This is a genomic window from Parasphingopyxis sp. CP4 (assembly GCF_013378055.1).
Lineage (GTDB): Bacteria > Pseudomonadota > Alphaproteobacteria > Sphingomonadales > Sphingomonadaceae > Parasphingopyxis.
Window position 1 is genome coordinate 559,315 of the sequence record NZ_CP051130.1, and the last position, 24,674, is coordinate 583,988.

A 24,674-nucleotide genomic window follows, 5' to 3' on the forward strand; every position below is an offset into this window, starting at 1 on the left:
CGTCAATCATTGTCGGGTTGGCCAACAATCTCAACGATCAGATCGCCTTCAAGGATCTGCTTGGCCTGTTCTTCCCAGAAGCCATAAGGCTTGCCGTTGCGATAAATGCGCACGCCAAGGCCGGTCTGGATAGCGCCAAGCGGAAGGCCTTCTTCCATGTGGGTTGCCATGCGTTCGCGCAGCGCAACACGCCCGGTCGCCGAGGCGAGATCAGCCATATAGTCCGAAATATGCGGGCCATGGCATGAGCCAGCGAGCAGCAGGCCGGCAAAGCTGACCGGGTTGATGACGTTGCTGGCCCCGGCCTGGCGGGCGAGTTGTTCATTGTCCGAAGCGCGAACGAGTACGCTGATCGCAAGCTTGGGCGCCAGCGCGCGGGCGGTCAGAACAACAAGGATCGATGTATCGTCTCGCCCGGCGGATACGATCATCGAGCGCGCGCGCGAAACACGAACCTGGTTTAGCGTTTTATCGCGCGATGCATCGCCTTCCATAACGTTACATCCGCGCTTTTCAGCGGCTTCCAACCTGGCATGATCCTGATCGATCACGACGATTTCGGATGGGTCGATACCGCGTTCAAGCAGCTCGTCCACGGCTTCTGAACCGCTGATGCCGAAACCGGCAACGACGATATGGTTGTGAAGATTCTTCTGGATGATGCTCATGCGCCAACGGCTCCAGCTCTTTTGTAGCAGAAAATCATAGGCTGTTCCGAGGAAAATCAGCCAGATGAACAAACGGATCGGTGTAACAAGAATGGCTTCAAACAATCGCGCTCGATCCGTAACCGGCGTGATGTCCCCATAACCAACGGTCGTTATCGTCACCATTGTGAAATAGACGGCGTCGGCAAAGTTGATGTTGCCGTCCGCGTGGTCGACATATCCGGCCCGATCGAACCAGTGTACGGCGACAGCCACTCCGACCAGAAAGAAGACGACCGCGCCTCTGAGCCAGAGTGAACCCCAGCGGGAAAAACCACTCTTGCGACGGAGTTCGCCGTTTCTATCGACATTGGGCGGACGGTTTAACTGCACCATCAGGTCAGATCCGGCAGATGCTGGGCCGGGTCGACCGGTTGGCGATTGCGACGGATCTCGAAATGCAGCTGCGGCTGGTCGACCTGCCCAGAGGTGCCCGTGCGGGCAATAAACTGGCCCCGTTCAACGCGTTGCCCGCGCGTAACCTGGAGGTCATCCATATTGGCATAGGCCGTGATCCACCCGTTTCCATGATTCAGCAGTACGAGCCCCCCATGGACCCGGATCTCGTCACCCGCGTAGAGCACAACCCCGTCCGCTGCTGCAAGCACTGGTGTGCCCCGCGGCGCGGCAATATTGATGCCATCATTGCGCTCGCCTTCGCCGCCCGCCCCAAATGGTGCGAGAATAGGGCCTGTCAATGGCCAGCCAAATCGGCCAGCGAAATTTGCCGGTGATCGAACGGCAGCATCGGGGGGCAGGGCGCGACTTGCGGTGCGTACCGGTGCAGTCGGCGCTTCATTCTCCGCCAAGGCAGGTTCGCCGCCGGTCACGATATCGTCAATATCAAGGTCAAAGGCTGCCGCTCGGAGCTGCCGCGTATTGCCGTTCGGCCGGTTTGCGCCGGGTAGAAGTATGCGCTGCCCGGCGCGCAGAATGTAGGGTTCTTCCAATCGGTTCAACGTTACCACATCGGACCAGTCTACCCCGTAACTGCGCGCAATCCCGATCCCAGTCTCGCCGCGACGAACTTCGTGGTAGCGGCCGGCCGGAATATCGAGGCGTTGGCCTGGGCGGATCAGATAGGGCGGCTCGATTCCGTTTGCGCGAGCGATTGTGGATACGCTGGCACCCGTGGTGCGCGCGATGCCGCTGAGCGTATCGCCCGATCGGACAACATATTGGGTGGCAGATACCGTGCGAGCGTCAGGTGATACGGTCTGCGCATCCCAAGTGGCCAATTGGGTCGGTGGCGGCACCGGCGCTGCGGCAGGGGGTGGCGCGCTGGTTCTCCGCTCGGATGCCGATGGGATACAGGCGCTAAGCATAAGTGCGGGTAGAGTGAACGCCAAAACCGGCGGCAGCATCCATGGGCTTTGCGCGCTCATGAAGCGGTCTTACCATGAATTTTGCGGCTTTCCAGCGCTCAAACGGCCTCGCAATGGAACAAGTTTTTGCCAATCGATCAGTCGAATATGGCGCCAAGGGCCGTCAGGGACTCATGATGGGTCATATCGAGATGGAGCGGCGAAACGGCGATATAGCCGTCTTCAATGGCTTCCAGGTCCGTCGAATGCTCCACCGTGCCAACCATCGGCCCCAAGCCAAACCAATAATAGGGAAAACCGCGCGGATCGTGGTTCTCGATGATCTGCAATCGGCCATAATCGCGCATGCCCTGGCTGACCGTTCGAATCCCGCGCACCGCATCCGGTGTTCGGGCCGGAAAGTTGACATTGATCAGCGTGCGCGACGGAAAGCGGTAATCTTTCAGTTTTTCCAATACCTTGCCGCCCCATTCCCGGGCGGCGAGAAAGGGAACATCATCGCCGCGCGCGTCGGGTGCGTAAGTCTGGCTCAACGCGATAGATGGAACGCCAGCAAGCGCGCCTTCCATGGCTGCCGATACGGTACCCGAATAGGTAACGTCTTCAGCCAGGTTTGCCCCACGATTGACGCCGGATAGCAACAAATCGGGCCGATGATCCTTCATCACGCGATTGATCCCGATCATCACAGCATCGGTCGGCGTGCCCGTAACCGAATAGCGCCGTTCGCCATGTTCGCGGACCCGCAACGGGGCAGTCAGAGTAAGGGAATGCCCGGCGCCCGATTGCTCTTCGGCGGGCGCGACGACCCAGATATCATCGCTGAGTGTTGCGGCAATTTCTTCTAGAACCGCAAATCCGGGGGCGTTGATACCGTCATCATTGGTAAGGAGAATGCGCATCAGTGGGCTGGCTCCAGCAGTTCGAGACCACCCATATAGGGCCGTAAGACTTCTGGAATTATGACAGATCCGTCTGCTTGCTGATAATTTTCCAGGATCGCGACGAGAATACGGCCGACGACGAGCCCTGAGCCATTCAGCGTATGCACGAAGCGAGTGCCCTTGGTCTCGCCATCTGGGCGATAGCGCGCATTCATGCGGCGCGCCTGGAAATCCCCACAAGTCGAGCAGCTGGAAACTTCGCGATACGTATCCTGGCCTGGCAACCAAACTTCGAGATCAAAGGTCCGGGTCGCGCCAAAACCGAGGTCGCCGGTAGAAAGATCCATCCGCCGGAACGGAAGGTCGAGCCGCGTGAGCACATTCTCAGCGCAATCGGTCATCCGCTTATGCTCGTCTTCCGAAGCATCTGGCGTCGTGATCGATACCATCTCGACTTTTTCGAATTGGTGCTGCCGGACATAACCGCGCGTATCACGTCCTGCAGCACCGGCCTCGGACCGGAAACAAGAGGTGAGGGCGACAAATCGGAGCGGTAGTTCGGACTCGGCGAGAATGTCTCCGCGGACTATATTGGCGAGGCTGACTTCTGCAGTCGGGATGAGCCAGCGGCCATCGGTCGTGCGGAACAGATCATCGGCAAATTTTGGTAGCTTGTCCGCGCCATACATAGTGTCGTCGTTTACCAAGAGCGGCGGATAGGCTTCTTCAAAACCATAGTCATTTGTCAGCACGTCCAGGCCAAATTGGCCGAGCGCGCGGTGCAGTTTGGCGACGGGGCCACGGACCAGCGTAAATCGCGCACCGGAAATCTTGGCCCCGGTCTCGAAATCCAGTCCAAGAGACGGGCCAAGATCGGCATGATCCTTGATATCGAAATCGAAAGATGGCGGCGTGCCGTTGCGGCTGAGTTCGACATTATCGTCTTCGCTCTTGCCCGCCGGAACATCGTCAGCTGGAATGTTCGGCAGGGAGGAAAGTTGCTGTTCAATCTGCTCAGCAATCTCTCTTTGCTCATCTTCAAGTGCGGGCAGGCGTTTCTTGAGTTCGCCGACTTCGACCATTAGGGCCTGCGCCTGGTCTTCATCGCCCTGGGCTTTTGCCTGGCCGATCATCTTGGACGCTTCATTGCGGCGTGCCTGGCCCGTCTGCACCTCGGTCAGCAATGCACGGTTTCGTCCGTCAAGCGACAGAATATCGGCGGCAACAGGGTCGAGCCCGCGACGCGCCATGGCAGCATCGAAGGCGTCGGGATTGTCGCGTATCTGTTTTAGGTCATGCATGTCGCGGGCTATGGCGGGCGCACACTAGTCGTGCAACCCTCATTGAAAAACGGCGCAGTTCAAAGGGGGGAACTGCGCCGTTTACTGCCCGCTGGAGGAAGAAGAAACTAGTCTGTCTGTTTCTTCTTCTTCCAGCGCCGACGTGCTGCAATAGCAACCACACCGGCCCCAAATAACAGTGGCATTGCCGGAGCAGGCACTTCGGTTCCACCGGTCGAAGAGGTGCCGCCACTCGACGAGGAGGAAGACGAGGAACTCGAGCTCGAACTGGAACTTGAGCTCGAACTGGAACTGGAGCTGCTGCCAGACGAGCCAGTGCTGCCGAAGCTACTTGATCCGCCAGTTGCCCCCGAAGACGTCGACGATGACGTGCCGCCAGAGCTAGACGAGCTGCTCGAGGAACTTGACGAACCACTGGATGAGCTGCTCGACGAACCGCCAGAGCCGCCAGAGCCGCCAGAGCCGCCAGAGCTGCCAGAGCTGCCAGAGCTGCCAGAGCTACCTGAGCTACCTGAGCTACCGGAGCTACCCGATCCACCGGAACCGCCTGAACCACCCGAGCTGCCATAGCCGCCGGTGCTTCCGGGATGACCACCGTTCGAGCTGCGACCGCCGCTGCTGCTCGAAGAGCTAGATCCTGAGCTGGAGCTTGAACTGGACGAGCTTGAGCTCGACGAACTGGACGATGAGCTCGAAGAACCGCCTGAAGAGGTTGAGCCGTTATTCTCGTTTTTGATGACGATATCGCCTTCGCGGACGAAGAAGCCGCCGCCGCCGGTTGAGCTGCTACCGGCGAAGCCGCCGAAGAAGCCGCCGCCGCCGCCAAAGAATCCGCCACCGCCAATTACGGCAGGAGCCCCACCGCCACCGAATGACGGAAGCTCACCGATGATTGGGACGGGTGCCGGCGGAATAATCGGTGCCGGAGTCGCGATCTGGTTGGTGACAGTAACCACGGTCGGCGAGGGCGCACAGGTATGCCGTACAGGACGAACCTGACGCGTCTTCCGATGAACACGCGGTCTGTTTCCAATAGTGCGTGCTGCAACGCGCGGTTGAGTAACCCGCACTTCAGCGGGACCACCGGCGGGTGCTTCGGACACATGGACCGCACCACCGCCTACGATAGCCCCCCCGGCTGTACAGGCACATAATTTTGCAAGAGCCATTCTAACAGACATTGGCGTTTCTTCCTTGTTGTTCGCCCCATCGAACTTTGCTGATTTCCAGCCCCAATCCGGTGATCGGCAGATGCACAAGGCAACAAGGAAGGCATGATCACAATATCGTTAACCATGTTTTCAATGGTTAACATGAGATTTCCAAGCCTCACCTCTCAACTGTCATGGTTAATGCCCCATTGAGAGACAGTTTCATTCTAAAAATGCTCGAAAATCGATGGTGCACCACGGTCATATCGGTGGCCGGCGATATCGACATTCGTCGCGAGCATGCGATTCGTCGCTTGTATGCGCTGAGTTGGGTGAGTATAGGCCCGCGCCATGGCGGAACGACGGATCACGCTATGATTCGAATAAGTTCCGGCGCTGCAAGTGATGGATGTCGTACCACTTTTGAGGGAATATCAGATGGCAACAGCGGTTCGTTCATCGGATAAGAACAGCGCCGGGAAAGGCTCGCCGCCATCCAGCGACTCAATGTCGCCCCCGAAAAGTGCAGTGAAACTCGACGATGATGCTCCTTTTATGGGAGAGTCGCACCAAGGTTATTTCCGGCAAAAACTGCAAGATTGGAAAGTCAGCATCCTGAAGGATGTCGATGGAACGCGCGAACAGCTACGTGAGGAATCAATCCGTGAACCCGACGCGACCGATCGCGCGTCGAGCGAAACCGATTGGTCTATCGAATTGCGCCGCCGGGATCGCCAGCGCAAACTCGTCAACAAGATTGATGCGGCGCTGCAGCGCCTCGACAATGGTGAGTTTGGATATTGCGTCGTGACCGGCGAACCGATTTCACTGGCCAGGCTGGATGCGCGGCCGATTGCAACAATGACCGTCGAGGCCCAGGAGCGCCATGAGCGCCGCGAGCGGATAACACGCGACGAATAAGAGCTTAGTGCCAGTCGCTAATGAGTGACGAGCTGCTCTTTTATCTTCAGCTTCTGCTTTTTGAGGTCCGCGATTTTAATCTGGTCGGGTGAGGGGCGTTGCAGTTCCGCGCTTATCTTCGCGTCGAGGCCCGCATGTTTGGCTTCAAGGGCGGTCTCATGAGCATTATCCATCGCTCTCTCCTCTATTTTTGGAATCCGAAGCTAACCTATAATAGGTGGGCTTGTCTGCCCCAAAAATTCGCGCACGAGATGGACAGTGGTCTTGCAACTATAAGCCGTTGATGACATCGCCTTTTCCTATGGAAGACGCGATACTGAGGGTGAAACTAGCGGCTCTGAAATCCGAGCATCGCGATCTCGATGGCGCGATCGATGCGTTGCTGGAGGCGCCGGCCAAAGATCAGCTGCAATTGGCGCGGCTAAAGAAGCGGAAACTGCGCCTCAAAGACGAGATTGCTGAGGTCGAAGATCGGCTGTTGCCTGACATAATCGCCTAAGCCAGATCCAATCCCATAAAAAAGGGCCGGCCCGGAATAGCAGGCCGACCCTCCAATCTGAGAATGCGCGAGTGCCTATGCGGCTTCGCGACCATCATCATTGTGCGCGTCAATCGTCTTAGGTGCGCCGGTGTCACCGATGGCGATCTTGCGTGGCTTCTTCTCTTCGGGGATTTCGCGGGCCAGCTCGATGTTGAGCAGTCCATGCGCATAATCCGCACCGGTTACCTTGATGGTGTCGGCAAGTTCAAAGCGGCGTTCGAAAGCACGCGTGCCGATTCCGCGATGCAGGAATTCGCGGGCTTCGTCGTCGTCGCGTTCTGCAACTTGGCCACTGATGATCAGGACGTTTTCATGCACCGTGACGTCGAGCTCATCTTCAGCAAAGCCGGCAACTGCCATTGAAATTCGATAGGCGTCGTCGCCCAGTTTTTCGATATTGTACGGCGGATAGGAATTGCCTTCGCCACGGGTTGCAGCGTCAACCAGCCGGTTCAAATTCTCGAATCCGACAGATGAGCGGAGGAGGGGAGTAAAATCAAAACTACGCATGATCAAAAATCCTTTTATTTAAGCGATTTGTGAGTATATTTGGCCCGCGGAGCGCCCGCGCAACCTGTCTGAATCGGCCCCAAAAAGGCGGCCTGCCAGACGGAATAGAGATGGTAATTGACGGCGAGTTTTCAAGAGGTGAGGAGCGGCCAAGAACGGGACAATTGGCGTTAACCAGCTGCGCTCACCCTTTTATTATTTTGGCGAATCGCAATGATATGCGAGAAAGGTGGTTTGGGGGTTGTATGACGACAATTGTGCCGCAGGCCGGCTTAACGCGAAAACTGGTAGATGCGCTCTATGTTGAAGCCATGGTGATGGCCGACGAAGCACGCGCCTATTTCGAGGACCATGGTGTTGAAGCGCGCGATCATCTGCCGCCATCACAGCGCGTAGGTTATGCGGTGGAATCGCTAAAAGTGACCACCCGACTGATGCATGTGATTGCCTGGCTTCTAACGTGGCGCGGCGAGGCTGCCGGAGAGATCAATGCTGAAATGGCACGCGAGCCGGATCGTCGATTGGGTATCACGGCCGCGAGCGACGCGAGCACTGTTGCTGATCTTCCCGAAGATGCGCAACGATTGGTTGCTGCCAGCGAAGATCTGTACAAACGCGTTCGCAAGCTGGAACAAGATCTGCTTGTGCCTCCCGAAGAGCCGAGCGCAAGTCCAGCGCGCAGTCTTTTGGGTCGGTTGGAGCGCGCCTTCTAGTAGAGGCGCTCGAGCAGGCTTTCCTTGGCGGCGCGATATTCGGCTTCGATCCGATCAACCCGATCGGCAATGCTTTCGACCTTCGCGACACCGCCAACACCTTGTCCGGCACCCCAAATGTCTTTCCAGGCCTTTTTCTCGGTATTTCCGCCAGAGCCGAAGTTCATGGTCTTATAGTCACCCTCGGGGAGATCGTCGGGATCGAGGCCGGCTTTCTCGATCGACTGGCGCAGATAATTGCCTTTCACACCCGTAAAGAGGTCGGAATAGACAATATCTGCGGCACGGCCTTCGACCACACCTTGCTTATAGCCATCGACTGCATTGGCCTCTTCAGTCGCGATAAATGCCGATCCGATATAAGCAAGATCTGCGCCCATCGCTTGAGCGCCGAGCACCGCATTGCCAGTTGCCATCGAACCCGAAAGCAGCAACGGCCCATCAAACCATTCGCGAATTTCCGAGACCAGCGCGAATGGCGAAATCGTTCCGGCATGGCCACCGGCACCAGCTGCCACAGCGATAATGCCGTCGGCCCCTTTTTCGACCGCCTTGCGCGCAAACCGATCATTGATGATGTCGTGCAGCGTGATGCCACCCCAATTATGGACGGCGTCGTTTAGCTCAACACGAGCGCCGAGAGACGTGATGGTGATCGGCACCTGCCATTTTTCGCAGGTTGCGAGATCTTCTTCGAGCCGGTTATTCGACTTGTGCACGATCTGGTTGACCGCGAAGGGAGCTGCCGGACGATCGGGATTGTCCCGATTATGCGCGGCCAGCTCTTCGGTAATCTGGTGAAGCCACTCATCCAGCATCGTTTGCGGCCGCGCATTGAGCGCGGGAAAAGATCCGACAATGCCAGCCTTGCACTGGGCGATAACCAGTTCCGGACCGGAGATAATAAACAAGGGAGCGCCGACTAGCGGCAGGCGCAACGTATCGAAGAGGGGGCTTGGTAAAGTCATTTCGGTTTCTTAGCGAAACGTATTGTCCTGTCCAGCATGGACTTTGGTGCAGCGAGAATTGGATGGTCGGAGCGATTTCAGATTTTGCCCGAACCGGAAAACGGCTAGTGGTTTGGCATGCCGCTTCTCGCATTCTTCTTTGCGCTGACTGCTCTGCTCTATGCCGCTGTCGGTTTCGGCGGTGGATCTACCTATAACGCATTGCTGGTGCTCAATGGCACCGACTATCGTGTCCTCCCGACCATTGCCTTGCTCTGCAACATCATCGTTGTTGCCGGCGGCAGCTGGCGGTTCTGGCGATCTGGCCATATTCGACTTGCCCGCATCCTGCCTTGGATCCTGGTCTCGGTGCCCGCTGCTTGGCTGGGCGGCCGCCTGATGGTCTCCGAAACGGTCTTTATAGGTCTGTTGGGCTTTTCGCTCCTCATTGCCGGCGTTCAATTGATATTCGAGCGCGGAGCAACCGACGAGGGGGCACAGCAACGCACCGTGGCCCGGCCTGTCAGCTATGGGATCGGCGGTGGCATCGGCTTCCTTTCCGGTATGGTCGGCATCGGCGGCGGGATATTCCTCGCGCCCGTGCTCTATCTGTTGCGATGGGGCGGCCCGCGCGAGATCGCGGGGACAGCCAGCATCTTCATCCTCGTCAACTCGATCGCCGGTCTCGCGGGTCAGGCAATGAAGCTGGAAGCAGACTATGGCATTGCCAATGCGATCGACCTGGTCAGCGCCTATTGGCTGGTCTTCCCGGCTGTGCTGATCGGCGGCCAGATCGGCTCGCGCCTTGGCAGCCTGCACATTCCGCCGCTCCTGGTTAAACGGTTGACGGCATTGCTTATCCTCTATGTGGCAGGCCGCTTGCTATGGAGCTGGTATGGCCTCATCGGCTGAAAAAAAAGATATGCAATCACCTTGGCCCGGCTAATCCGCGCATCGGCGGGCCGCAGACGCGCTATTTCTGGTGAACCTGCAAGCGCCCAAAGGCCTCGAACAGAAAGGCCGTGGTCAAGCTGAACAGGATCAAGCCGTTCGCGGCGGAAAAACCCGAGAGAAGCCGCCACGGCTTCTCCAGCAGCACATCGCCAAAGCCCAGCGTCGTGAAGGATACCGCTGCAAAATAGAGCGCATCTTCGGGGAGCGCGAACAGCTCCAACACGATGAACGTCACCGCCCAGAGCCACACGGCAATGCTGAGCGCGGCGACCATCCATAATGTGATCCCTGTAATGAAGACGGTCATCTTGATGATCCGATGGCCCTTGAGCAGGTTGGGGCCATGACGGTTCAGCACAGCGATTGCCATGCCGATAAAGGCGGCTTCGATAATCACAGTCACGACGATCAGCGCCGAACCGATTATGATCTGGGCAAACATCGGTGCGTCCTATTCATTATCTGGTGCGACAAAGGGCTGGGGCGCCGCAGGCGGCCGACATCCCAGTGCCGTCGCCAGACCCTTCAGATAAGCGCGCCGCGCAACCCCGCGGACATGCAGCTCCAACAGCCGTCGCTCACGGTCCCGCGCGCCAGACAGTTGCCGTACCACGCCGCGGAACGGGATGAGGCCGCCAACGATTGACGAGGCGCCGCTCTGGACTCGCTCAAGCGTCTCATCACGATCTGGCTGCACCTGGTCGGCATCGGGGCCAAGCGCGGCGGTCAGCGCGGTCACTTCCGCACCGATCGTGGAACATCGGCGTGGCGAAATCGGCTGATAGGGCGAGTCGATCTCCAGCAGGATTGCTGGCACGCGTTCGGGTCGCAGGTTGAGGTCGCTGAGCGGGGTGAGCACCACTTCGCCCGCGGCCTCGCCAATCTCCTCTGCAGATGGCCCGCCGCCGTCCTGCGCCAGCGCAGGCGGGGTAAGCGATACCGCACACCCCATCGCCAATACCGAAGCCGCAAAATGCCGAACCCGCATGATAATCCCCCGAAAAATCGCAACATACCCAATAGTCGCCAGATCGCCAGCCCCCGCCCATGACCCCAAATCCTCCGTCAAGTTGACACTGGTTGACACAGGTCGACCCCAGCCCGGCAAAAGCTGCGTCCTATTGGACACAGGGGCGGGGGAGATTGTGTCCAATAGGACGCGGTCTGGCGGCGGCGATACCATCATGGTCAACGAGCCAGCAGGGGCGGCGCTGGGATCATATCATGGGGGAGGGTGTGGAGGACAGGTGGCGGTTAAGCTCCTGTACCCCAGTTCGCCGCCGGAATCCGGCTGTCGATCACCGCAACAGGTGCAGCTCCGCGCAATTGCGGCTAGCGGCGTTTTCAAACCCGAAGAAAAGGCGAGGATAGTTGGTGGACGCACCAGGGCTCGAACCTGGGACCCGCTGATTAAGAGAGAAATTCCTGCCTAGGCCTCTAATCTATCGCGATACGTTTCAGCTCGTAGCAGCTAGTACCAAACTGTCATTAAATTGCTATATATTAAGTGCCTAGAAGAATTTTTATCCCCAACGAATGACGGTCTATTTGTTGCGGCCTGTATCGGATTCAACCAACCTGTCTCACACGAAATGCTACCTAGGTAGCGCCACATCGAGCGCGCGAGATGCTGCACATGAATGCACCGGTTCAGCTGACGGATCCCAAGATAAAAGGAACAAAGTCACCAGTCACAGGTCAGATTGAAATTCGTGATGCAACCGTGCCTGGTCTTCGGCTACGGGTCGGCAAATCGGGCAGTAAATCATTCATCGTTCGAAAGCGTGCGAACGGTAAATGGGTGAACAAGACCATCGGTAGGTATGGCCCCCGACTTTCACTTGCCGAAGCGCGGCGAAGGGCGAGGGCGATCCTCTCCGATCTCGAAGCTGGAAAGCATGTCGCGACAACGAAAGGGCGGACTGGTCCACAAACGATAGCGCAGCTTTGGCCTGGCTATGCTGAATCCAAATCTCACTTACGTTCGTTTTCAGAGATCGAACGCGTATTCATTCGAGAGATCCTTCCCGAGATTGGAGAACGGGTCGCTGATACGGTGACCCGGAGCGACATCACGCGGCTGATTGATCTAAAGGCCCGGTCAGCTCCGACAATGGCTCGCGCAATTCACGCTCAGCTGTCTTCATTTTATAGCTGGGCGATGCCGCGTCTCGATCGCTTGCCGGCCAACCCCTGTCGAGATGCAGGACGGCCTCCCAAGCCGGCGTCTCGTACGCGCGTACTTTCGGACGAAGAGCTAGTAGCGCTCTGGCGGCATGCCGAGCGCGAGCCAATGCCATGGCGCGGTGCACTGAAGCTGATGGTTCTGACCGGCCAACGTCGCGGTGAGGTGTTTGATGCGGATTGTAACGAGTTCGATCTTGAAGAGCGGCTTTGGACCATTCCGGCACCACGCGCCAAGAACGGAGCCGCTCACCTAGTGCCGCTGAGCGGGGCGGCCATGGAAGTAGTCGATGAGGTGCCTCGGTCAGACAGTTCAGGGAAGCTGTTTCCTGCCAAAGGAAATTTGGCTTCCAGCGCATCTGGAATATCGAAGGCCGTACGACGAGCACGAGAGTCGGTCGAGACGGCTGTTGGTGACGTTGATCATTGGACTTTGCATGACATCAGAAGGACTGTGGCGACAGGTCTGCAAAAGCTCGGTGTACGACTGGAAGTCACAGAGGCGGTGCTCAATCACGTCAGCGGCTCAAGAGGCGGAATCGTAGGCGTTTATCAGCGCCACGACTTTCTGACGGAGAAGAGAGCGGCGCTCGAGTTGTGGGCCGAATATTGTTCCAATCTGTTTCACCAAGAGGAGGATGGAAATGGTTGAATCCATTAGGAATCCGAAGACCGGCGCCGAATGGTTGGCATTTTATGCGCTCACGTGGGACGAACCCAAAGAGTTTGCCATCGACTATCTTCGGACCGCACATATGCGCTTGAACACGATTTACCGGGCAATTGAGGACGATCATATTGTAGAGGCCAAGAGAGAGATAGGTAACTTGAAGATGGTCCTTTACGCTTTTGGTGAATCACTGAAAGAAGATGGCGAGTCAGTTCTGAAAACAACGATTTCCAGACGGCGCGGTCGTCCTCGTAAGACTCTGCTCCAGGTGAATAACGAGCATCGAGCGACCAGCGAGTTCGAGCGGCTCAAGGAGCGAGATGGATATGAATCGGCCATGTGCGCTGTTACCAAGAAATACAGAGTCAGCCGGGCGACGGTTGATAAGATTGCACGGCGTTGGCGAGAGATGAGAGAGCAAAACCCCCGTTAAACTAGCGGATTTTCGAGGGGCGCTTTTTTGTAGCCTGCTCCAGGAACATGCATAGAATAGCAAACCGTCCCAAGCAGAAGGAGGCGGTCATGCCAGGACATACCGAAACGCCACGGCTGATGCGGATCGGCGATGTGTGTCAGCACACTGGGCTTTCGCGAACAACAATATATCGGCTGATGGATAGCGGACAATTTCCGCAACGGCGCCAGCTTACGCCAAATGGCGGCACGGTCGTTTGGCTCGGCAATGAGATCGAGGATTGGCTGGTCGAAAGACTTGATCTGAGCCAGCAGTAAAATAATTTCATTGCCCGGCGGGGTCTTGATTGAGAAAAGCTATTCGGTCTGACTGATTTGGGTCGGCACGATGTTGAACCCGCATGTTTCAGAAACGCCGGTCCGCAATGCGAGGCTGTCGCATTTGAGGTCGAAGCTGGCGGCGATTTTGGTGGTTTGGGAGGATAACCCTCCCATTTCGCGAAATCTGGGAGGATGACTGTTCTTCGCTATCTCGCGCTGAGTGCGGCGTTGGGAGGGTTTGGGAGCTTTGGGAGCTTTTTTCGGGCCAGCATTCATAGCGCGCGCGCGCATGCATTACACACAGTAGACCCCGATTAAGCTCCCATTCCTCCCATAATAAGCTAAGCAGTTGACATTATTATATAAGACTCTCCCATTTATCCTCCCAATCATAGAAATGATCCTCCCAACCCTCCCAAATAGAGGAAAAACAACACAGTTCAGGGATCGGGATGTTTTCTCATCAAGGGAATACCGTCGAGACGACCTCAGGTTGGGTCAGGAAAGCGATTCATCAAAAGGACGGCACTAAGGTCCAGTGACATTCCCAGGGGTCTGGATCGCGCTCTCTGAGGCAGGGGGGGTAGGTCAAAAGTTCACAGATGATTTTGCGAAAGCCGGTGGGTCAACACCAATTTTCCCGACGCGAAATTTTTGAAAAACTTTTTTTTAGTCTGCTTTGCGCCCATTGCGGACGTTGGGCGAATTTTCGATTTGTTGATTAATAGATGGTGCCGCAGAGCCAACCGAAGATAAGCTTGGTAGCTATTGACTCAACGAACTGTGAATCGTTGTTTTCGAATTTTCTTCACATTCTTATCGTCCCATATCAGAGAATCTGAAATTCTTCTCAGTATAGAATGTTCACTTCCGCAACGTGATTTGTTCAAACAAACTAGAGCATACCGATTCATGAATTTAACTTCATCAGAATTGTAATGTCGTGGGTTCTTTGTATGCCTCATGTACTGTAAAAAGAGCTTTCTGCACTTGCCTCTGCTCATATACGGTTCGGAATATAGAAAAAGGCCAATCAAATAGAAATCCATGATCATTGGGTTATCATCTCTTATCGATGAGATGTTCTCGTTCAGTTGATCAAACTTCTCTTTTGATGAAGTATCTTGTCCCTCCGCTACACTCTGAATCAGATTGCTCACCTTGATAATGAAGGCAAAGTTCTTCAAAAATTCAAACACGCCTGCTCCTCGGGAAATCACTAGCTACCGGGCCCGTTTGCTCTTGCACCGGTGGAGTGCGCCTGTGCAACCACGGTTCTACTTCGACAAGCGATCCGGTGTTGGCGCAAAGGATGACGTTTTCATTTGTGGATGGCATTCTAGTTTCGGCATTGGATTGCAAGGTCCGCTAACCACCCGTTGCGGACATTTGTTGATGCTGTTGCAACGAGGTATCGGAAGCTCACGACCCGAGGTCGTAAACGGCCCAGATCACGGCGATAGTAACGCCGAGTAACATCACAAGCATCCATCCCCACGTGAGAATTTCGGCCCATTTCGCAAACTTGCCAAGTCTCATCGAGTTTGTTCCCTGTACCGATCATCCACCAGCTTTTCATAACCCTTATTAGCGTATTGCGCGGGTATGATCGCTTGTTGGCAAAGCCTTTGCCTGAATCCGCTGTCAGTCAATTTCAGTATCATTTCTAAGGACACCGTGCGCTATCTCCGCTAGTCCAGTTTCTAACAGCTCACCAACTACATCCATGAAGTTTCCATACTCGATTTTCGCGGGTAGATTGATAGCGATGTATCCCTCTATTCCACCGCTCTCTGACCCAATGTTTAGATTGCTAAGCTTTTTGAGCAGCCTTGTCTGGTTCACGCCCTTACGAATATAAAGCCAGATTGTACTGTTGCCTGAAGGCTGAACCACAGAAATCAACTCTGCCTGAGTATCCGTCCTAACATCAATCTCCAAGATGTCGCCGAACGCCACCCCTTCTATGAAAAATGGGATGCTCTCCAGAACGTACCCCAATTCCGTTCGCGTTAGCCAAAGACTTTCCGCGTTTACTGGCGGCCAGTCGCCCGAAATGGGCAGATCGAAGATGAATTTTGACATGTTATTATCGATCTAACGGTCGGCTCGATTTATCTCAATGACTGTCATCCTATCGGCTCAAAGGCATACCCGCCTGGCCAAACGGTGAAGGCTGCGGTTCAAGATTAGAAACTGATCGTGAACGTCCGCTTTCGGCCAGAAGCGAAACGTCCGCTTTCCACCCATAACAGTCATTCGCGCGAGATCTGCGTGATTTCAGAATCTACTCGGCCAAACAAATATGATCCGCCGCTGATTGACCCGCATAGTTCGCGATACTCCGATACTATGTGCGCCGGGATAGTGCCGGTGAACAGAACATCTCTTTCGGGATTGGAGTAGCCAAACTCTGATGCACGTCGCCCATTCACAAAGGGCTCAACCGGATAGGGGTTGGAGTGATCCTCGCAATCGATCACCACAAAAGAGAAGTAATATTCACCACGGCTGATCCGCGAGGCATCTTCCTGCTCAACCAAAAATGTGACCTGATGAGTAGCGGAATCTGTCTGAGTGATGTTTGCAGACTTTATCGTCGGTGAAATCTGGCAACCGGCAACCATTGATGCCGCAAAAAATGCAAACACGACTGATTTCGGTTCAATGCCCATATCAACAGCTTGTATAGATCAATTTCAGCTGCCGCTGACAACAGACGTCCGCTTTCCACCCATTGCGGATATTGAATGTTGTGTTCCGATTAGCTGTTTCTGTTGCCGGAACAATTGTTCGTCAAACGGTTGATCTGTAGTGTTGTGCGCATGAAACGTTTCAAGTTCATGATCTTCCTTGTTGCCCTGGGAACCAGTGTCTCGACATCGACCGGAGCATTAGCCTGTCGGATGCAGGTTCCTAATGGAGAGCGTTTGGTCGAGTACCCGGTGATCGTTTTGGCGTCGATCACGTTTGCGGAAGGTGTCGACACACCCGGCTGGAATACATGGCAGCTGACCGCGCAACTCAGCCAATCCAATGCCGGTTTATCAGGTGATTTCGTTTATCATTTCAATGTGACCCTTAGCAGCACTGGCTGCGGGCAGGCAGAATTACCGGTGAGGGGCGATCGCTGGGTTTTGTATCTGGATGATGCCAATTCTTCGAATGTCCAGAGAGCCTATCCTCTCAACTATGTCAGATCCCACGATGCACGCTTGGCTGATTTTGATTGGTGAGCTGTCTGCTTTCCACCCATTGCGGTCATCTGCCATTCACGGCGATTGTGTAACTGAGTCCTTGTTCGATGTGCATAGCTAGGAGGTGAGGTTGAAAGCTTTCGTTGGCGCTATGGTTCTACTTGTCGCCGGTGCTGAACCAGTACTTTCTCAGAACGAGATCGTTGGCGAGTATCTATGCACAATCTCAGCAAGAGCTGGAATTGCGAGTTTCCATTTTGAAGATGCGGATCCTCCTGAGGCTTTCGTCGACAACGAGCTGCCAAGCCGATTTAGAATGCGGATCACGGGTGACACTGATGGCGCCCAACAGTATCGAGCGTTTGAAATTGAGTATGATGGCGAGGACCGCGTCCCTCAGCAGTGGCACACAAACAATAGTATATTGCACAGCACCTATCTCGGTGACGGAGCCTTGTTTCACGCCACCGAAGATCCTGCATTTTTTACCCTGCAGCGAACAATGCACTCAAATCGCGACGGTAGTTTAAGTTTTTATCACACCGGATTTGAGTACATGGGTGGCGAAGACACACACCTCTCGGTCCGTTGGGGGCGATGTCGGAAAACAAACTAGAACTACGACCGCTTTCCACCCATAACAGTCATTCGCGCGAGATCTGCATGATTTCAGAATCTACTCGGCCAAATAAATATGATCCGCCGCTGATTGACCCGCATAGTTCGCGATACTCCGATACTATGTGCGCCGGGATAGTGCCGGTGAACAGAATATCTCTTTCGGGATTGGAGTAGCCAAACTCTGATGCACGTCGCCCATTCACAAAGGGCTCAACCGGATAGGGGTTGGAGTGATCCTCGCAATCGATCACCACAAAAGAGAAGTAATATTCACCACGGCTGATCCGCGAGGCATCTTCCTGCTCAACCAAAAATGTGACCTGATGGGTATCGGAATCTGTCTGCGTGATGCTTGCAGACTTTATCGTCGGTGAAATCTGGCAACCGGCAACCATTGACGCCGCAAAAATTGCAAACACGACTGATTTCGGTCCAATGCCCATATCAACAGCTTGTATAGATCAATTTCAGCTGCCGCTGACAACAGACGTCCGCTAACCACCCATTGCGGACATTCAACACAGGTCAGTGAGCTAGGCAAAACCGGCGCGCGTAGATTTTCGTCCTGGATCGGTTGAGAATTAGCGCGTGCGAGAGGCTGACCGACAGGACTGGTGACTATCTTGGCCCCCGACCGAAGAGGATTATGCTACTAGTCCCATGGCTTTCTAACACAAGACTGGATGTGAAGCCGCGGATATAGGCATAGTCGAAATCGAAAATGCCTATCGTACGCCCTGAACTTCGATGGCGAATTTTTGACAAACGTTGAAGCAGATGACGTTAGGCTCGTCACACTGAGTTCTACTGACCTGGCCGATCAATGTAACATAGTCGCCTTGTGTGAGGTTGAAACGTTCGATCGTTTCCTGACTGAGATAGACGCATTCCTCGCCTTGAATGAGCTCCCAGCTCGGTCGAGGGTATATACCTGATGTTTCTTGGCCAACCGACACATACCCGCTGAGGATAGTGTTCGACGACTGCTGTTCCTCGAGACTTGCATCGGCGAACATATCTGGCGCCGCCAGCGCCATACACGCTGACAAAACCGAAACACTCATTATGATCGAGAGTAGTTTCATAAGTAGCTCCGAAAAACTGAGCATTTACCGCTAGAAACGGCAATTCACCGGCCAGAAGAAGCGAGTGGTTCTACATCAGTTTACCATAAGGTGATTTCTGAAAACTGTATAGAAAGGCATACGGTACTGCCGGAATACCGGCACCGCGAACGTTTGGTACGAATAATTGTCGCAAATTCTGACAAGAAGAGGGGACTGAGATCGATGGCGTTGCGGCCCTTTCACCAGTCGACGGGGCGCACCGCAAGCGTACCCATCCCAATGTCCGCTTTCGGCCAAAAGCGGACTTTGCACCCTAACCAGATCTCATAACTTCAGCCTGACCATCACAGTCAGATTGGAGGTTGATTATGTCAGACTACAAAGTTGGGGCGCCTAGTTCATGGAATGCCGGACGCCAGTTAGGTGCGAAACGCCCGCTCAAACGAAAAGAAGTTTGGGCAATTCGATTTTTGCTCGATCAACAAGGAAGATTGCGGGATCGGGCGCTGTTCAACCTAGCGGTCGACAGTAAGCTCAGAGGCTGCGACTTGGTCAAGATCCGAGTTTGCGAGTTGCGCAACGGCTTCCAAATTCGAAATCGGGCAACTGTCGTACAACAGAAGACTGGGCGACCGGTTCAGTTTGAGATCACAAAGCCAACTCGCTCCGCCCTCAATTCCTGGTTCGCCGATCGCCCTGTTCGGCCCGACGATTTTGTGTTTCCCAGCCGTGTGAAAAGGAACCGACATTTGGGAACTCGTCAGTATGCCCGGTTGGTCAATCGGTGGGTGAGTGCAATCGGTTTGAAAGCTGCCGATTACGGCACCCACTCATTACGGCGAACAAAGGCCTCAATCATCTACAAGCAGACAGGCAATCTCAGAGCCGTACAAATGCTTCTGGGTCACTCGAAGATTGAGAGTACGGTTCGTTATCTTGGAGTCGACATTGAAGATGCGTTAGAGCTCGCTGAAGCTGTCGACATCTAGCCCGTGGCGTAGCGCCGCAATGAGCGGCGCTTCGTCCGCTTCTGGCCGAAAGCGGACATTCGCGTGAGCACCGCTACATTCCTCTACCAGTAACCGCATCACGGCTGACTGATATAGAACCAGTTGCCTCTTACGGTTGGAGTACTGTTGTTGGTCAATATCGTGGTGCACAGATCGCTGGTACCGGGGAAGTTTATCCTGAGTTCGTTGTCAGTTCCCATCGCTGTCAGTGCTTGCGCGTAAATCCGTTGGCACGTCTCCGGTGTGTAGGTCGCGCCGCCATAGGTTAGATCTTGGTCAAGATTGCACAGTTCGATGTAGCCATAGCCAAACTCAATGTGGACGGCTCCGAAGTCTCCAGCTGTGGGATCATTTAGAACCCGAATGTCCGTGATCAACCCATCACAGCGTGTCGCCTGAGATGGCGAGGCCGCAACTATACAAGTTGCTAAAGCAGCTGCGCCAAGCAGGGCCTTGTTTACAGAACTACTGGTTCGAATAAATGACATTCCTGCCTCCTCAAGCGTCCAACAAAAAATTCTCTGGCCAGATGCTATCGGCGCAGAGGTTCTATCTTCTATTCGGTGATAACTACCATTCCGCCGCCAGAAACGGGGATCAGCCAATATCGTACTGAGCTCGGAATTGGCGCAATCGCATCAGCTTCAAAGTTTGTGCGATTACCGGCGTCATCATAAGTTATCTCTGTCTCATTCAGGATCCGAGTCCCGGCCGCGTCATCAACCTCAACAACCCGCCCGAGCGCATCATATGTGTAGCTTGTCGTCACTTGCGCCGACACCATTGATACCGGCAGCACAAAGGATGCCGACACTCCCAAAGCACTCAACAATCTAATCAAATGGCTTCTCCGGTCCGACCGTCGACAACGGCCTGTGTACGCAAACTGCGCGATCTACGTTCGAACCTCAAAGCTAGATGCAGCGTATTGAATCAACAATAGAATACATCCAAATTGGGTCATTCTCCCACTGGTAGGCGGAGGGTCCTCTGCGATAGGTTCTCTAATAAGTCGTCGCAGCTGTTGAGGTCCCATCTGTGTTCTGAGGTTTGACGGTGACCAGGAGCGATTTGTCTCACGGTTACATCATGGGAGACCCAATAGTGGTAAGCTTCACGTCTTCGTGCCGCAGCGCAGCCTCAATGATTTGGCTTGCCGTCCTGCTCTGCTTTTCCGTCCCGGTCTCGGCCCAGCTGATCGATCCACTCAATATTGAACCCGACGCCAATGGCGTGGATATGATCAGGGCCAATGTAGCACGACCCGTCCCGACACTTTCAGTTCCCGGCGCGCCCAATCTCAGGCTACAGCGGCTGCAAATGACAATTCCGGTGATGACCAGCACCGTGCCCATCGACGAGTTTTCAACCGGAAGTGCGCAGGTCAATACAGGCGATGGAACTTCCGAAGGCTTCCAATGTCTTCAGGAACTGTGCTGGCCGAATGCGTGGAACGGATCGACAATGACCGGCGGCGCTGGCGGCTATAACTATCTGCAGGGCCGTAGCGGTGTCCGGGTCGTCTATGGCCTTTTGGGGAATATGACGCTTGGCACGTCGGCGCGCTTCTATAGCTTTTATGGCACCACGATCACTTATCCGAATGGCGAAACCCTCACTTTCACCTATCAGCAGGGCCAATCCGGCGGCACAACCTACACGCGGCCGACCACGATTGTCAGTAATCTCGGCTATGAAATGCGGTTCACCTATCAATCGGGCACGCCCGGCCAGGCTCAATGGAGCACATTGGCGCGAGCAGCGATCTATGAGACCGGCGGAACGGTCACGCTGGCAGAACATGTCTATGGGTCAGGCGGGACGATCACCGATCTCGCAAATCGAGAATGGAGCTGTTGTTCGGACGGGATGGACTTGCCGAACTTTGTCAGTTCGGTGACGATGCGATTGCCGGACATGACTACGGACAGCTTTGTCGCCACCCAGGCTTCGGGTGCCACGGCGCCGCGCGTTGGACAAGTCGTTAGCGACGGCGTCACCTGGACCTATACCGCGACCGAAAGCAGCGGGATGGGCAAATGCAACGGGCTGAGCTGTGATCTCACCCAGGTCGTCCTAACCGGCCCCAACAATTATCAGCGGACGGTCAATAACGAGGTTGTGGCCAATCCAACCCTTGCGACGGTTACAACAAGCGTTGTCAACGGGCTCAATGAAACCACCAGTTACGGCTATGATGGCTATCGACGGCTCACAGGAATTACCTATCCACGCGGTAATGGTGTGGAGGTCGAGTATGACGATTTCGGCAATATCATCACCCGGCGCGATCGGCCGACCACCTATCCGACAGATCCGGATCTGATCCAGCTCGCCGAGTTCAATACGCCGCCATTGCCGCCTGGGTCCGGTATCCTAAACGACAATAGATGTGTCGATGTGAGATGCTATCTACCCTACCGGACACGCGATGCCGACGGCAACTGGACCGACTATATCTGGGCCGTGCATGGTGGCATGGAAAAGATGCTCGAACCCGCCGGTGCCAACAATCTGCGTCGTTTGACCCATCGCTTATACGCGACCTCTGGCGGTATCACCCGCTTGTCGAGCGAACGGATATGCGGGGTCGCCTCCAGTGCGGTGATTGCGACAGTTACGTGTCCTAATTCAACAACGACCCAGATCACCAACTACACGTACTGGGCCAGCACCAACCTCCCGGAAACGGTGACACGCACAAATGGCGCTGGCACCCTCACTGCTGTCACCACATACACCTATGACACTGACGGTAATCTCCTATCGGAGGACGGACCGCTAACAGGTACCGACGACACCGCCTATTATCGCTACGACGCAGTCAACCGCCGGACCTGGGAGATCGCGCCGGTCGGGGATGCCGGTACCGAGCGCGCCGCAACAACGACCAGCTATCGCGATGCCGACGATCAACCGCTGACCGTCCAGTCAGGCACGGTGAGCAGTCCGACCGATACGACGCTCGATGTTAGCCAGACGCTCACCCATAGCTACAATACGCGCCGCCTTCGCACGCAAACAGACGCATCCGAAGGCGGGACGACCTATTCGGTAAGTCAGTTCAGTTACGATGCGCGTAACCAGCTTGATTGCAGCGCCGTCCGGATGAACCCTGCCGAGTTCGCCACGCTACCGACCTCTGCGTGCACGCTAGATACCCAAGGCACACAAGGTCCGGATCGCATTACGCGCAACACCTACGATGTGCTCGGCCGGATCACCGAAACCGTCGGCGGCTTTGGCGCGATGGGGACAGGTAATGCAGGCATCACGCTGATCGAGATCGGCTATACGGACAATGGCCAGGTGGCCTGGCGCGAAGATGGGAACGGCAACCGTACGAGCTACACCTATGATCCCTACGACCGGCTCGACCGCGCGACGTTCCCGGATGCAAGCTATGAGCAACTCACATATAATAGCCGCAGTCTGGTCAGCACCTTCCGGCGCCGTGGCGCACAGGTCATCACTTATGCGTATGACAATGCGAGCCGACGGACCTCCGCCAGCTACTCCACCAGCGACCCAACCGTCACGTACACATATGATGGACTGGGTCGTGAGACACAGATAGCGCGCACCGGCGTTTCCACTATCAGCTATGACTATGACGGTCTCGGGCGGCGTGACGAAAGTACGCAGGACGGACGCACTCTCTCCTACACGTATGACATCGCCGGTCGTCGCACGCGTCTTCTCTACCCCGACAATTTTGACATTCGGTATGACTGGTCTCCAGCGGCCCAGCTGACGGCGATACGAGAGCAAGGCGGGCCGACGCTTGTCGATTATGACTATGATGGCCTTGGCCGGATGACGCAGCTCACACGGTCCAACGGGCGCGTGACGGATTACAGCTATGGCCCATTATCGCGGCTGTCTGAGCTCGACCATGTCAATATGGTCGCAAATAGCTTCACCTATAATCCGGCTTCCCAGATTGCGACGCGCACCGTGTCTAACAATGACTATGTGTGGGCGCTGACGGTTGATCTGACGCAAAGCTATGCGCCGAACACTCTCAACCAGTATAGCGATATTGCAGGCTCTACGGTCAGCTATGACAACAATGGCAACCTGACAGGCGATCCGGGCTCAGTCACCGGATCGAGCGGCAGCTCAACCTTCGCCTATGATGCCGAGAACCGCCTGACCAGCGCCACGGGCACGGTCTCGGGCACGCTGACCTATGATGGCCTGGGGCGAATGCTGACCAGTGCTGGCGGTGGCGAGACGGCGACGACGTACCTCTATGACGGCGACGAGCTGGTCGCTGAATATGCCACCAGCGGTGGGGCGCTGTTACGGCGCTATGTTCATGGCGCTGGCGTCGACGATCCGATGGTCTGGTATGAGGGGTCGGGTGTGACAGATCGCCGGTTCTTACATAGCGATGAACGGGGTAGCATCATCGCAGTGACGGCCAACAGCGGCACTGTTCTCACCATCAACACCTATGACACATGGGGCGTGCCTGATCCCGATAATCTTAACCGGTTCCAATATACAGGGCAGGTCTGGCTCCCGCAGTTTAGTCTCTACCAGTACAAGGCTCGCATGTACGCCCCGCATATCGGTCGGTTCATGCAGACCGATCCGATTGGATATGAGGATGGGATGAATATGTATGCCTATGTTGGGAATGATCCGGTGAATGGGAGCGATCCGACTGGTACAATATGCATTGGCCAGGATTCTGAGTATTGTGAACGATCAGAACGGTACAATGAGTTGGATGCGGTAGCCAGTGAAGAATATGGTACGACGTACTTCGGTGCTGTGGCTGATATGACAAGCAGTCTCGCCAACATAGATCTTCCAGGAGGTCGGACGATGGCAGGATTAAGTGAAGAAGAGGCGGGTGCATTGAATGACCTTAGCGGCGAAATAGCTCTCTTCAATGAGGTTCAGTTTGATCGGATAGCCTCCGGGGAAATAGCGGAACGTGGAGTTGAGTTGGACAGTCGCCTTGTGAACGATGAGCAAGCTTTCATTCAGGATCGCCTGGATTCCCTCCAAGCAACTAATAGCGAACTACATTCAGGCGTGATCGGAGCCATGAACGAGATTGCAAACCCATCTCCCGGAATGGACGCGTTGCTATCGACAACTGAAAGTAACATCATACGCGCAGCCGGACGGACTCGAGGTCTTCTTCGTGGCCCGATAAATTTTGGGAACATACGGCATAGGAGAATTATGGGGATTCAAATGACCAGAATAAGAAGGTAGA

28 protein-coding genes are annotated in these 24,674 nt (G+C 55.2%); 13 read left to right on the plus strand and 15 right to left on the minus strand.

Going from position 1 to position 24,674, the window contains the following annotated elements; translation table 11 throughout:
- Window positions 1–2: 2 nt before the first annotated feature.
- The 4 genes from HFP51_RS02785 to serS form a co-directional block, all read right to left on the minus strand.
- A complete protein-coding gene (locus HFP51_RS02785) occupies window positions 3–1,043 on the minus strand; it encodes a TrkA family potassium uptake protein (RefSeq protein WP_176874266.1) in 1,041 nt (346 codons plus the stop codon).
- Complete coding sequence (locus HFP51_RS02790; protein ID WP_255454799.1) at window positions 1,043–2,092, minus strand: M23 family metallopeptidase; 1,050 nt, start codon at window positions 2,090–2,092, stop codon at window positions 1,043–1,045. The genes HFP51_RS02785 and HFP51_RS02790 overlap by 1 nt, the downstream gene beginning before the upstream one ends.
- 77 nt (window positions 2,093–2,169) lie before the next feature.
- Complete coding sequence (gene surE / locus HFP51_RS02795) at window positions 2,170–2,934, minus strand: 5'/3'-nucleotidase SurE (RefSeq protein WP_176874267.1); 765 nt, start codon at window positions 2,932–2,934, stop codon at window positions 2,170–2,172.
- Complete coding sequence (serS, locus tag HFP51_RS02800; protein WP_176874268.1) at window positions 2,934–4,217, minus strand: serine--tRNA ligase; 1,284 nt, start codon at window positions 4,215–4,217, stop codon at window positions 2,934–2,936. The genes surE and serS overlap by 1 nt, the downstream gene beginning before the upstream one ends.
- A 222-nt stretch (window positions 4,218–4,439) precedes the next feature.
- Here serS and HFP51_RS02805 point away from each other — a divergent pair, with 222 nt between their 5' ends.
- From HFP51_RS02805 to dksA, 3 genes are all read left to right on the plus strand, one after another.
- The gene (locus HFP51_RS02805; protein ID WP_176874269.1) at window positions 4,440–4,787 is read left to right on the plus strand and encodes a hypothetical protein; all 348 of its coding nucleotides are present in this window, start codon (window positions 4,440–4,442) and stop codon (window positions 4,785–4,787) included.
- Between the two features lie 165 nt (window positions 4,788–4,952).
- Window positions 4,953–5,216 carry a hypothetical protein gene (locus HFP51_RS02810; protein WP_176874270.1) on the plus strand — a complete coding sequence of 88 codons (264 nt, stop codon included), beginning with the start codon at window positions 4,953–4,955 and terminating at the stop codon, window positions 5,214–5,216.
- A 659-nt stretch (window positions 5,217–5,875) separates the two neighbouring features.
- On the plus strand, window positions 5,876–6,289 hold the full coding sequence (dksA, locus tag HFP51_RS02815; RefSeq protein ID WP_370462931.1) for an RNA polymerase-binding protein DksA: 414 nt from the start codon (window positions 5,876–5,878) through the stop codon (window positions 6,287–6,289).
- Window positions 6,290–6,306: 17 nt separating this feature from the next.
- Here dksA and HFP51_RS02820 read toward each other — a convergent pair whose 3' ends face one another.
- A complete protein-coding gene (locus tag HFP51_RS02820) occupies window positions 6,307–6,462 on the minus strand; it encodes a YdcH family protein (RefSeq protein ID WP_176874272.1) in 156 nt (51 codons plus the stop codon).
- Window positions 6,463–6,590: 128 nt separating this feature from the next.
- Here HFP51_RS02820 and HFP51_RS02825 point away from each other — a divergent pair, with 128 nt between their 5' ends.
- On the plus strand, window positions 6,591–6,788 hold the full coding sequence (locus HFP51_RS02825; RefSeq protein WP_176876506.1) for a YdcH family protein: 198 nt from the start codon (window positions 6,591–6,593) through the stop codon (window positions 6,786–6,788).
- Window positions 6,789–6,863: 75 nt separating this feature from the next.
- Here the strand turns inward: HFP51_RS02825 and HFP51_RS02830 are convergent, their stop codons facing one another.
- Window positions 6,864–7,340, minus strand: a complete 477-nt coding sequence (locus tag HFP51_RS02830) for an Hsp20 family protein (RefSeq protein ID WP_176874273.1) — start codon at window positions 7,338–7,340, stop codon at window positions 6,864–6,866.
- A gap of 245 nt (window positions 7,341–7,585) precedes the next feature.
- On the opposite strand from HFP51_RS02830, the gene HFP51_RS02835 reads away from it, so the two are divergent.
- Window positions 7,586–8,053, plus strand: a complete 468-nt coding sequence (locus HFP51_RS02835) for a DUF1465 family protein (protein WP_176874274.1) — start codon at window positions 7,586–7,588, stop codon at window positions 8,051–8,053.
- Here the strand turns inward: HFP51_RS02835 and HFP51_RS02840 are convergent.
- Window positions 8,050–9,021 carry a nitronate monooxygenase family protein gene (locus HFP51_RS02840; protein ID WP_176874275.1) on the minus strand — a complete coding sequence of 324 codons (972 nt, stop codon included), beginning with the start codon at window positions 9,019–9,021 and terminating at the stop codon, window positions 8,050–8,052. The genes HFP51_RS02835 and HFP51_RS02840 overlap by 4 nt on opposite strands.
- Window positions 9,022–9,138: 117 nt before the next feature.
- On the opposite strand from HFP51_RS02840, the gene HFP51_RS02845 reads away from it, so the two are divergent.
- Window positions 9,139–9,912 carry a sulfite exporter TauE/SafE family protein gene (locus tag HFP51_RS02845; RefSeq protein ID WP_176874276.1) on the plus strand — a complete coding sequence of 258 codons (774 nt, stop codon included), beginning with the start codon at window positions 9,139–9,141 and terminating at the stop codon, window positions 9,910–9,912.
- A 61-nt stretch (window positions 9,913–9,973) separates the two neighbouring features.
- Here HFP51_RS02845 and HFP51_RS02850 read toward each other — a convergent pair whose 3' ends face one another.
- Both HFP51_RS02850 and HFP51_RS02855 read right to left on the minus strand, forming a co-directional pair.
- Complete coding sequence (locus HFP51_RS02850; RefSeq protein WP_176874277.1) at window positions 9,974–10,396, minus strand: two pore domain potassium channel family protein; 423 nt, start codon at window positions 10,394–10,396, stop codon at window positions 9,974–9,976.
- A gap of 9 nt (window positions 10,397–10,405) precedes the next feature.
- Window positions 10,406–10,942, minus strand: coding sequence for a hypothetical protein (locus tag HFP51_RS02855; protein ID WP_176874278.1), 537 nt, complete (start codon window positions 10,940–10,942; stop codon window positions 10,406–10,408).
- Between the two features lie 648 nt (window positions 10,943–11,590).
- Between HFP51_RS02855 and HFP51_RS02860 the strand changes: the two genes are divergently transcribed.
- The 3 genes from HFP51_RS02860 (at window position 11,591) to HFP51_RS02870 (ending at window position 13,540) form a co-directional block, all read left to right on the plus strand.
- Window positions 11,591–12,790, plus strand: a complete 1,200-nt coding sequence (locus HFP51_RS02860; protein ID WP_176874279.1) for a site-specific integrase — start codon at window positions 11,591–11,593, stop codon at window positions 12,788–12,790.
- Complete coding sequence (locus HFP51_RS02865) at window positions 12,783–13,241, plus strand: hypothetical protein (RefSeq protein ID WP_176874280.1); 459 nt, start codon at window positions 12,783–12,785, stop codon at window positions 13,239–13,241. Before HFP51_RS02860 ends, HFP51_RS02865 begins: the two co-directional genes overlap by 8 nt.
- 89 nt (window positions 13,242–13,330) lie before the next feature.
- Window positions 13,331–13,540: an AlpA family transcriptional regulator gene (locus HFP51_RS02870; protein ID WP_176874281.1), complete on the plus strand. Its 210-nt coding sequence runs from the start codon at window positions 13,331–13,333 to the stop codon at window positions 13,538–13,540.
- A 1,647-nt stretch (window positions 13,541–15,187) separates the two neighbouring features.
- Here HFP51_RS02870 and HFP51_RS02875 read toward each other — a convergent pair.
- Window positions 15,188–15,628, minus strand: a complete 441-nt coding sequence (locus HFP51_RS02875) for a DUF4265 domain-containing protein (RefSeq protein ID WP_176874282.1) — start codon at window positions 15,626–15,628, stop codon at window positions 15,188–15,190.
- Between the two features lie 170 nt (window positions 15,629–15,798).
- On the minus strand, window positions 15,799–16,218 hold the full coding sequence (locus tag HFP51_RS02880; protein WP_176874283.1) for a hypothetical protein: 420 nt from the start codon (window positions 16,216–16,218) through the stop codon (window positions 15,799–15,801).
- Between the two features lie 150 nt (window positions 16,219–16,368).
- Between HFP51_RS02880 and HFP51_RS02885 the strand changes: the two genes are divergently transcribed.
- The gene (locus HFP51_RS02885) at window positions 16,369–16,779 is read left to right on the plus strand and encodes a hypothetical protein (RefSeq protein ID WP_176874284.1); all 411 of its coding nucleotides are present in this window, start codon (window positions 16,369–16,371) and stop codon (window positions 16,777–16,779) included.
- A gap of 91 nt (window positions 16,780–16,870) precedes the next feature.
- Window positions 16,871–17,356: a hypothetical protein gene (locus tag HFP51_RS02890; protein ID WP_176874285.1), complete on the plus strand. Its 486-nt coding sequence runs from the start codon at window positions 16,871–16,873 to the stop codon at window positions 17,354–17,356.
- A gap of 28 nt (window positions 17,357–17,384) precedes the next feature.
- On the opposite strand, the gene HFP51_RS02895 is transcribed toward HFP51_RS02890, so the two are convergent.
- Both HFP51_RS02895 and HFP51_RS02900 read right to left on the minus strand, forming a co-directional pair.
- Window positions 17,385–17,804, minus strand: a complete 420-nt coding sequence (locus HFP51_RS02895; protein WP_176874286.1) for a hypothetical protein — start codon at window positions 17,802–17,804, stop codon at window positions 17,385–17,387.
- 282 nt (window positions 17,805–18,086) lie between these two features.
- Window positions 18,087–18,446, minus strand: coding sequence for a hypothetical protein (locus tag HFP51_RS02900; RefSeq protein WP_176874287.1), 360 nt, complete (start codon window positions 18,444–18,446; stop codon window positions 18,087–18,089).
- 350 nt (window positions 18,447–18,796) lie between these two features.
- Between HFP51_RS02900 and HFP51_RS02905 the strand changes: the two genes are divergently transcribed.
- Window positions 18,797–19,417 (plus strand): tyrosine-type recombinase/integrase, encoded by a 621-nt coding sequence (locus HFP51_RS02905; protein WP_176874288.1) that lies wholly within the window; start codon window positions 18,797–18,799, stop codon window positions 19,415–19,417.
- Window positions 19,418–19,515: 98 nt separating this feature from the next.
- On the opposite strand, the gene HFP51_RS02910 is transcribed toward HFP51_RS02905, so the two are convergent.
- Both HFP51_RS02910 and HFP51_RS02915 read right to left on the minus strand, forming a co-directional pair.
- Window positions 19,516–19,926 carry a hypothetical protein gene (locus HFP51_RS02910; RefSeq protein ID WP_176874289.1) on the minus strand — a complete coding sequence of 137 codons (411 nt, stop codon included), beginning with the start codon at window positions 19,924–19,926 and terminating at the stop codon, window positions 19,516–19,518.
- Between the two features lie 68 nt (window positions 19,927–19,994).
- Window positions 19,995–20,279 carry an RHS repeat domain-containing protein gene (locus tag HFP51_RS02915; RefSeq protein ID WP_218135321.1) on the minus strand — a complete coding sequence of 95 codons (285 nt, stop codon included), beginning with the start codon at window positions 20,277–20,279 and terminating at the stop codon, window positions 19,995–19,997.
- Between the two features lie 302 nt (window positions 20,280–20,581).
- Here HFP51_RS02915 and HFP51_RS02920 point away from each other — a divergent pair, with 302 nt between their 5' ends.
- Window positions 20,582–24,673 carry an RHS repeat domain-containing protein gene (locus HFP51_RS02920; protein WP_176874290.1) on the plus strand — a complete coding sequence of 1,364 codons (4,092 nt, stop codon included), beginning with the start codon at window positions 20,582–20,584 and terminating at the stop codon, window positions 24,671–24,673.
- The last annotated feature ends 1 nt before the right edge of the window (window position 24,674 follow it).

Excerpts from the sequence above, each read along its gene's own strand:
- HFP51_RS02785 (WP_176874266.1), bottom strand. The coding sequence starts at position 1,043 with ATGGTGCAGTTAAACCGTCCGCCCAATGTCGATAGAAACGGCGAACTC.
- HFP51_RS02790 (WP_255454799.1), bottom strand. The coding sequence starts at position 2,092 with ATGAGCGCGCAAAGCCCATGGATGCTGCCGCCGGTTTTGGCGTTCACT.
- surE (WP_176874267.1), bottom strand. The coding sequence starts at position 2,934 with ATGCGCATTCTCCTTACCAATGATGACGGTATCAACGCCCCCGGATTT.
- serS (WP_176874268.1), bottom strand. The coding sequence starts at position 4,217 with ATGCATGACCTAAAACAGATACGCGACAATCCCGACGCCTTCGATGCT.
- HFP51_RS02810 (WP_176874270.1), top strand. The coding sequence starts at position 4,953 with ATGACGATATCGCCTTCGCGGACGAAGAAGCCGCCGCCGCCGGTTGAG.
- dksA (WP_370462931.1), top strand. The coding sequence starts at position 5,876 with ATGTCGCCCCCGAAAAGTGCAGTGAAACTCGACGATGATGCTCCTTTT.
- HFP51_RS02820 (WP_176874272.1), bottom strand. The coding sequence starts at position 6,462 with ATGGATAATGCTCATGAGACCGCCCTTGAAGCCAAACATGCGGGCCTC.
- HFP51_RS02825 (WP_176876506.1), top strand. The coding sequence starts at position 6,591 with ATGGAAGACGCGATACTGAGGGTGAAACTAGCGGCTCTGAAATCCGAG.
- HFP51_RS02830 (WP_176874273.1), bottom strand. The coding sequence starts at position 7,340 with ATGCGTAGTTTTGATTTTACTCCCCTCCTCCGCTCATCTGTCGGATTC.
- HFP51_RS02835 (WP_176874274.1), top strand. The coding sequence starts at position 7,586 with ATGACGACAATTGTGCCGCAGGCCGGCTTAACGCGAAAACTGGTAGAT.
- HFP51_RS02840 (WP_176874275.1), bottom strand. The coding sequence starts at position 9,021 with ATGACTTTACCAAGCCCCCTCTTCGATACGTTGCGCCTGCCGCTAGTC.
- HFP51_RS02845 (WP_176874276.1), top strand. The coding sequence starts at position 9,139 with ATGCCGCTTCTCGCATTCTTCTTTGCGCTGACTGCTCTGCTCTATGCC.
- HFP51_RS02850 (WP_176874277.1), bottom strand. The coding sequence starts at position 10,396 with ATGTTTGCCCAGATCATAATCGGTTCGGCGCTGATCGTCGTGACTGTG.
- HFP51_RS02855 (WP_176874278.1), bottom strand. The coding sequence starts at position 10,942 with ATGCGGGTTCGGCATTTTGCGGCTTCGGTATTGGCGATGGGGTGTGCG.
- HFP51_RS02860 (WP_176874279.1), top strand. The coding sequence starts at position 11,591 with ATGAATGCACCGGTTCAGCTGACGGATCCCAAGATAAAAGGAACAAAG.
- HFP51_RS02865 (WP_176874280.1), top strand. The coding sequence starts at position 12,783 with ATGGTTGAATCCATTAGGAATCCGAAGACCGGCGCCGAATGGTTGGCA.
- HFP51_RS02870 (WP_176874281.1), top strand. The coding sequence starts at position 13,331 with ATGCCAGGACATACCGAAACGCCACGGCTGATGCGGATCGGCGATGTG.
- HFP51_RS02875 (WP_176874282.1), bottom strand. The coding sequence starts at position 15,628 with ATGTCAAAATTCATCTTCGATCTGCCCATTTCGGGCGACTGGCCGCCA.
- HFP51_RS02880 (WP_176874283.1), bottom strand. The coding sequence starts at position 16,218 with ATGGGCATTGAACCGAAATCAGTCGTGTTTGCATTTTTTGCGGCATCA.
- HFP51_RS02885 (WP_176874284.1), top strand. The coding sequence starts at position 16,369 with ATGAAACGTTTCAAGTTCATGATCTTCCTTGTTGCCCTGGGAACCAGT.
- HFP51_RS02895 (WP_176874286.1), bottom strand. The coding sequence starts at position 17,804 with ATGGGCATTGGACCGAAATCAGTCGTGTTTGCAATTTTTGCGGCGTCA.
- HFP51_RS02900 (WP_176874287.1), bottom strand. The coding sequence starts at position 18,446 with ATGAAACTACTCTCGATCATAATGAGTGTTTCGGTTTTGTCAGCGTGT.
- HFP51_RS02905 (WP_176874288.1), top strand. The coding sequence starts at position 18,797 with ATGTCAGACTACAAAGTTGGGGCGCCTAGTTCATGGAATGCCGGACGC.
- HFP51_RS02910 (WP_176874289.1), bottom strand. The coding sequence starts at position 19,926 with ATGTCATTTATTCGAACCAGTAGTTCTGTAAACAAGGCCCTGCTTGGC.
- HFP51_RS02920 (WP_176874290.1), top strand. The coding sequence starts at position 20,582 with ATGATTTGGCTTGCCGTCCTGCTCTGCTTTTCCGTCCCGGTCTCGGCC.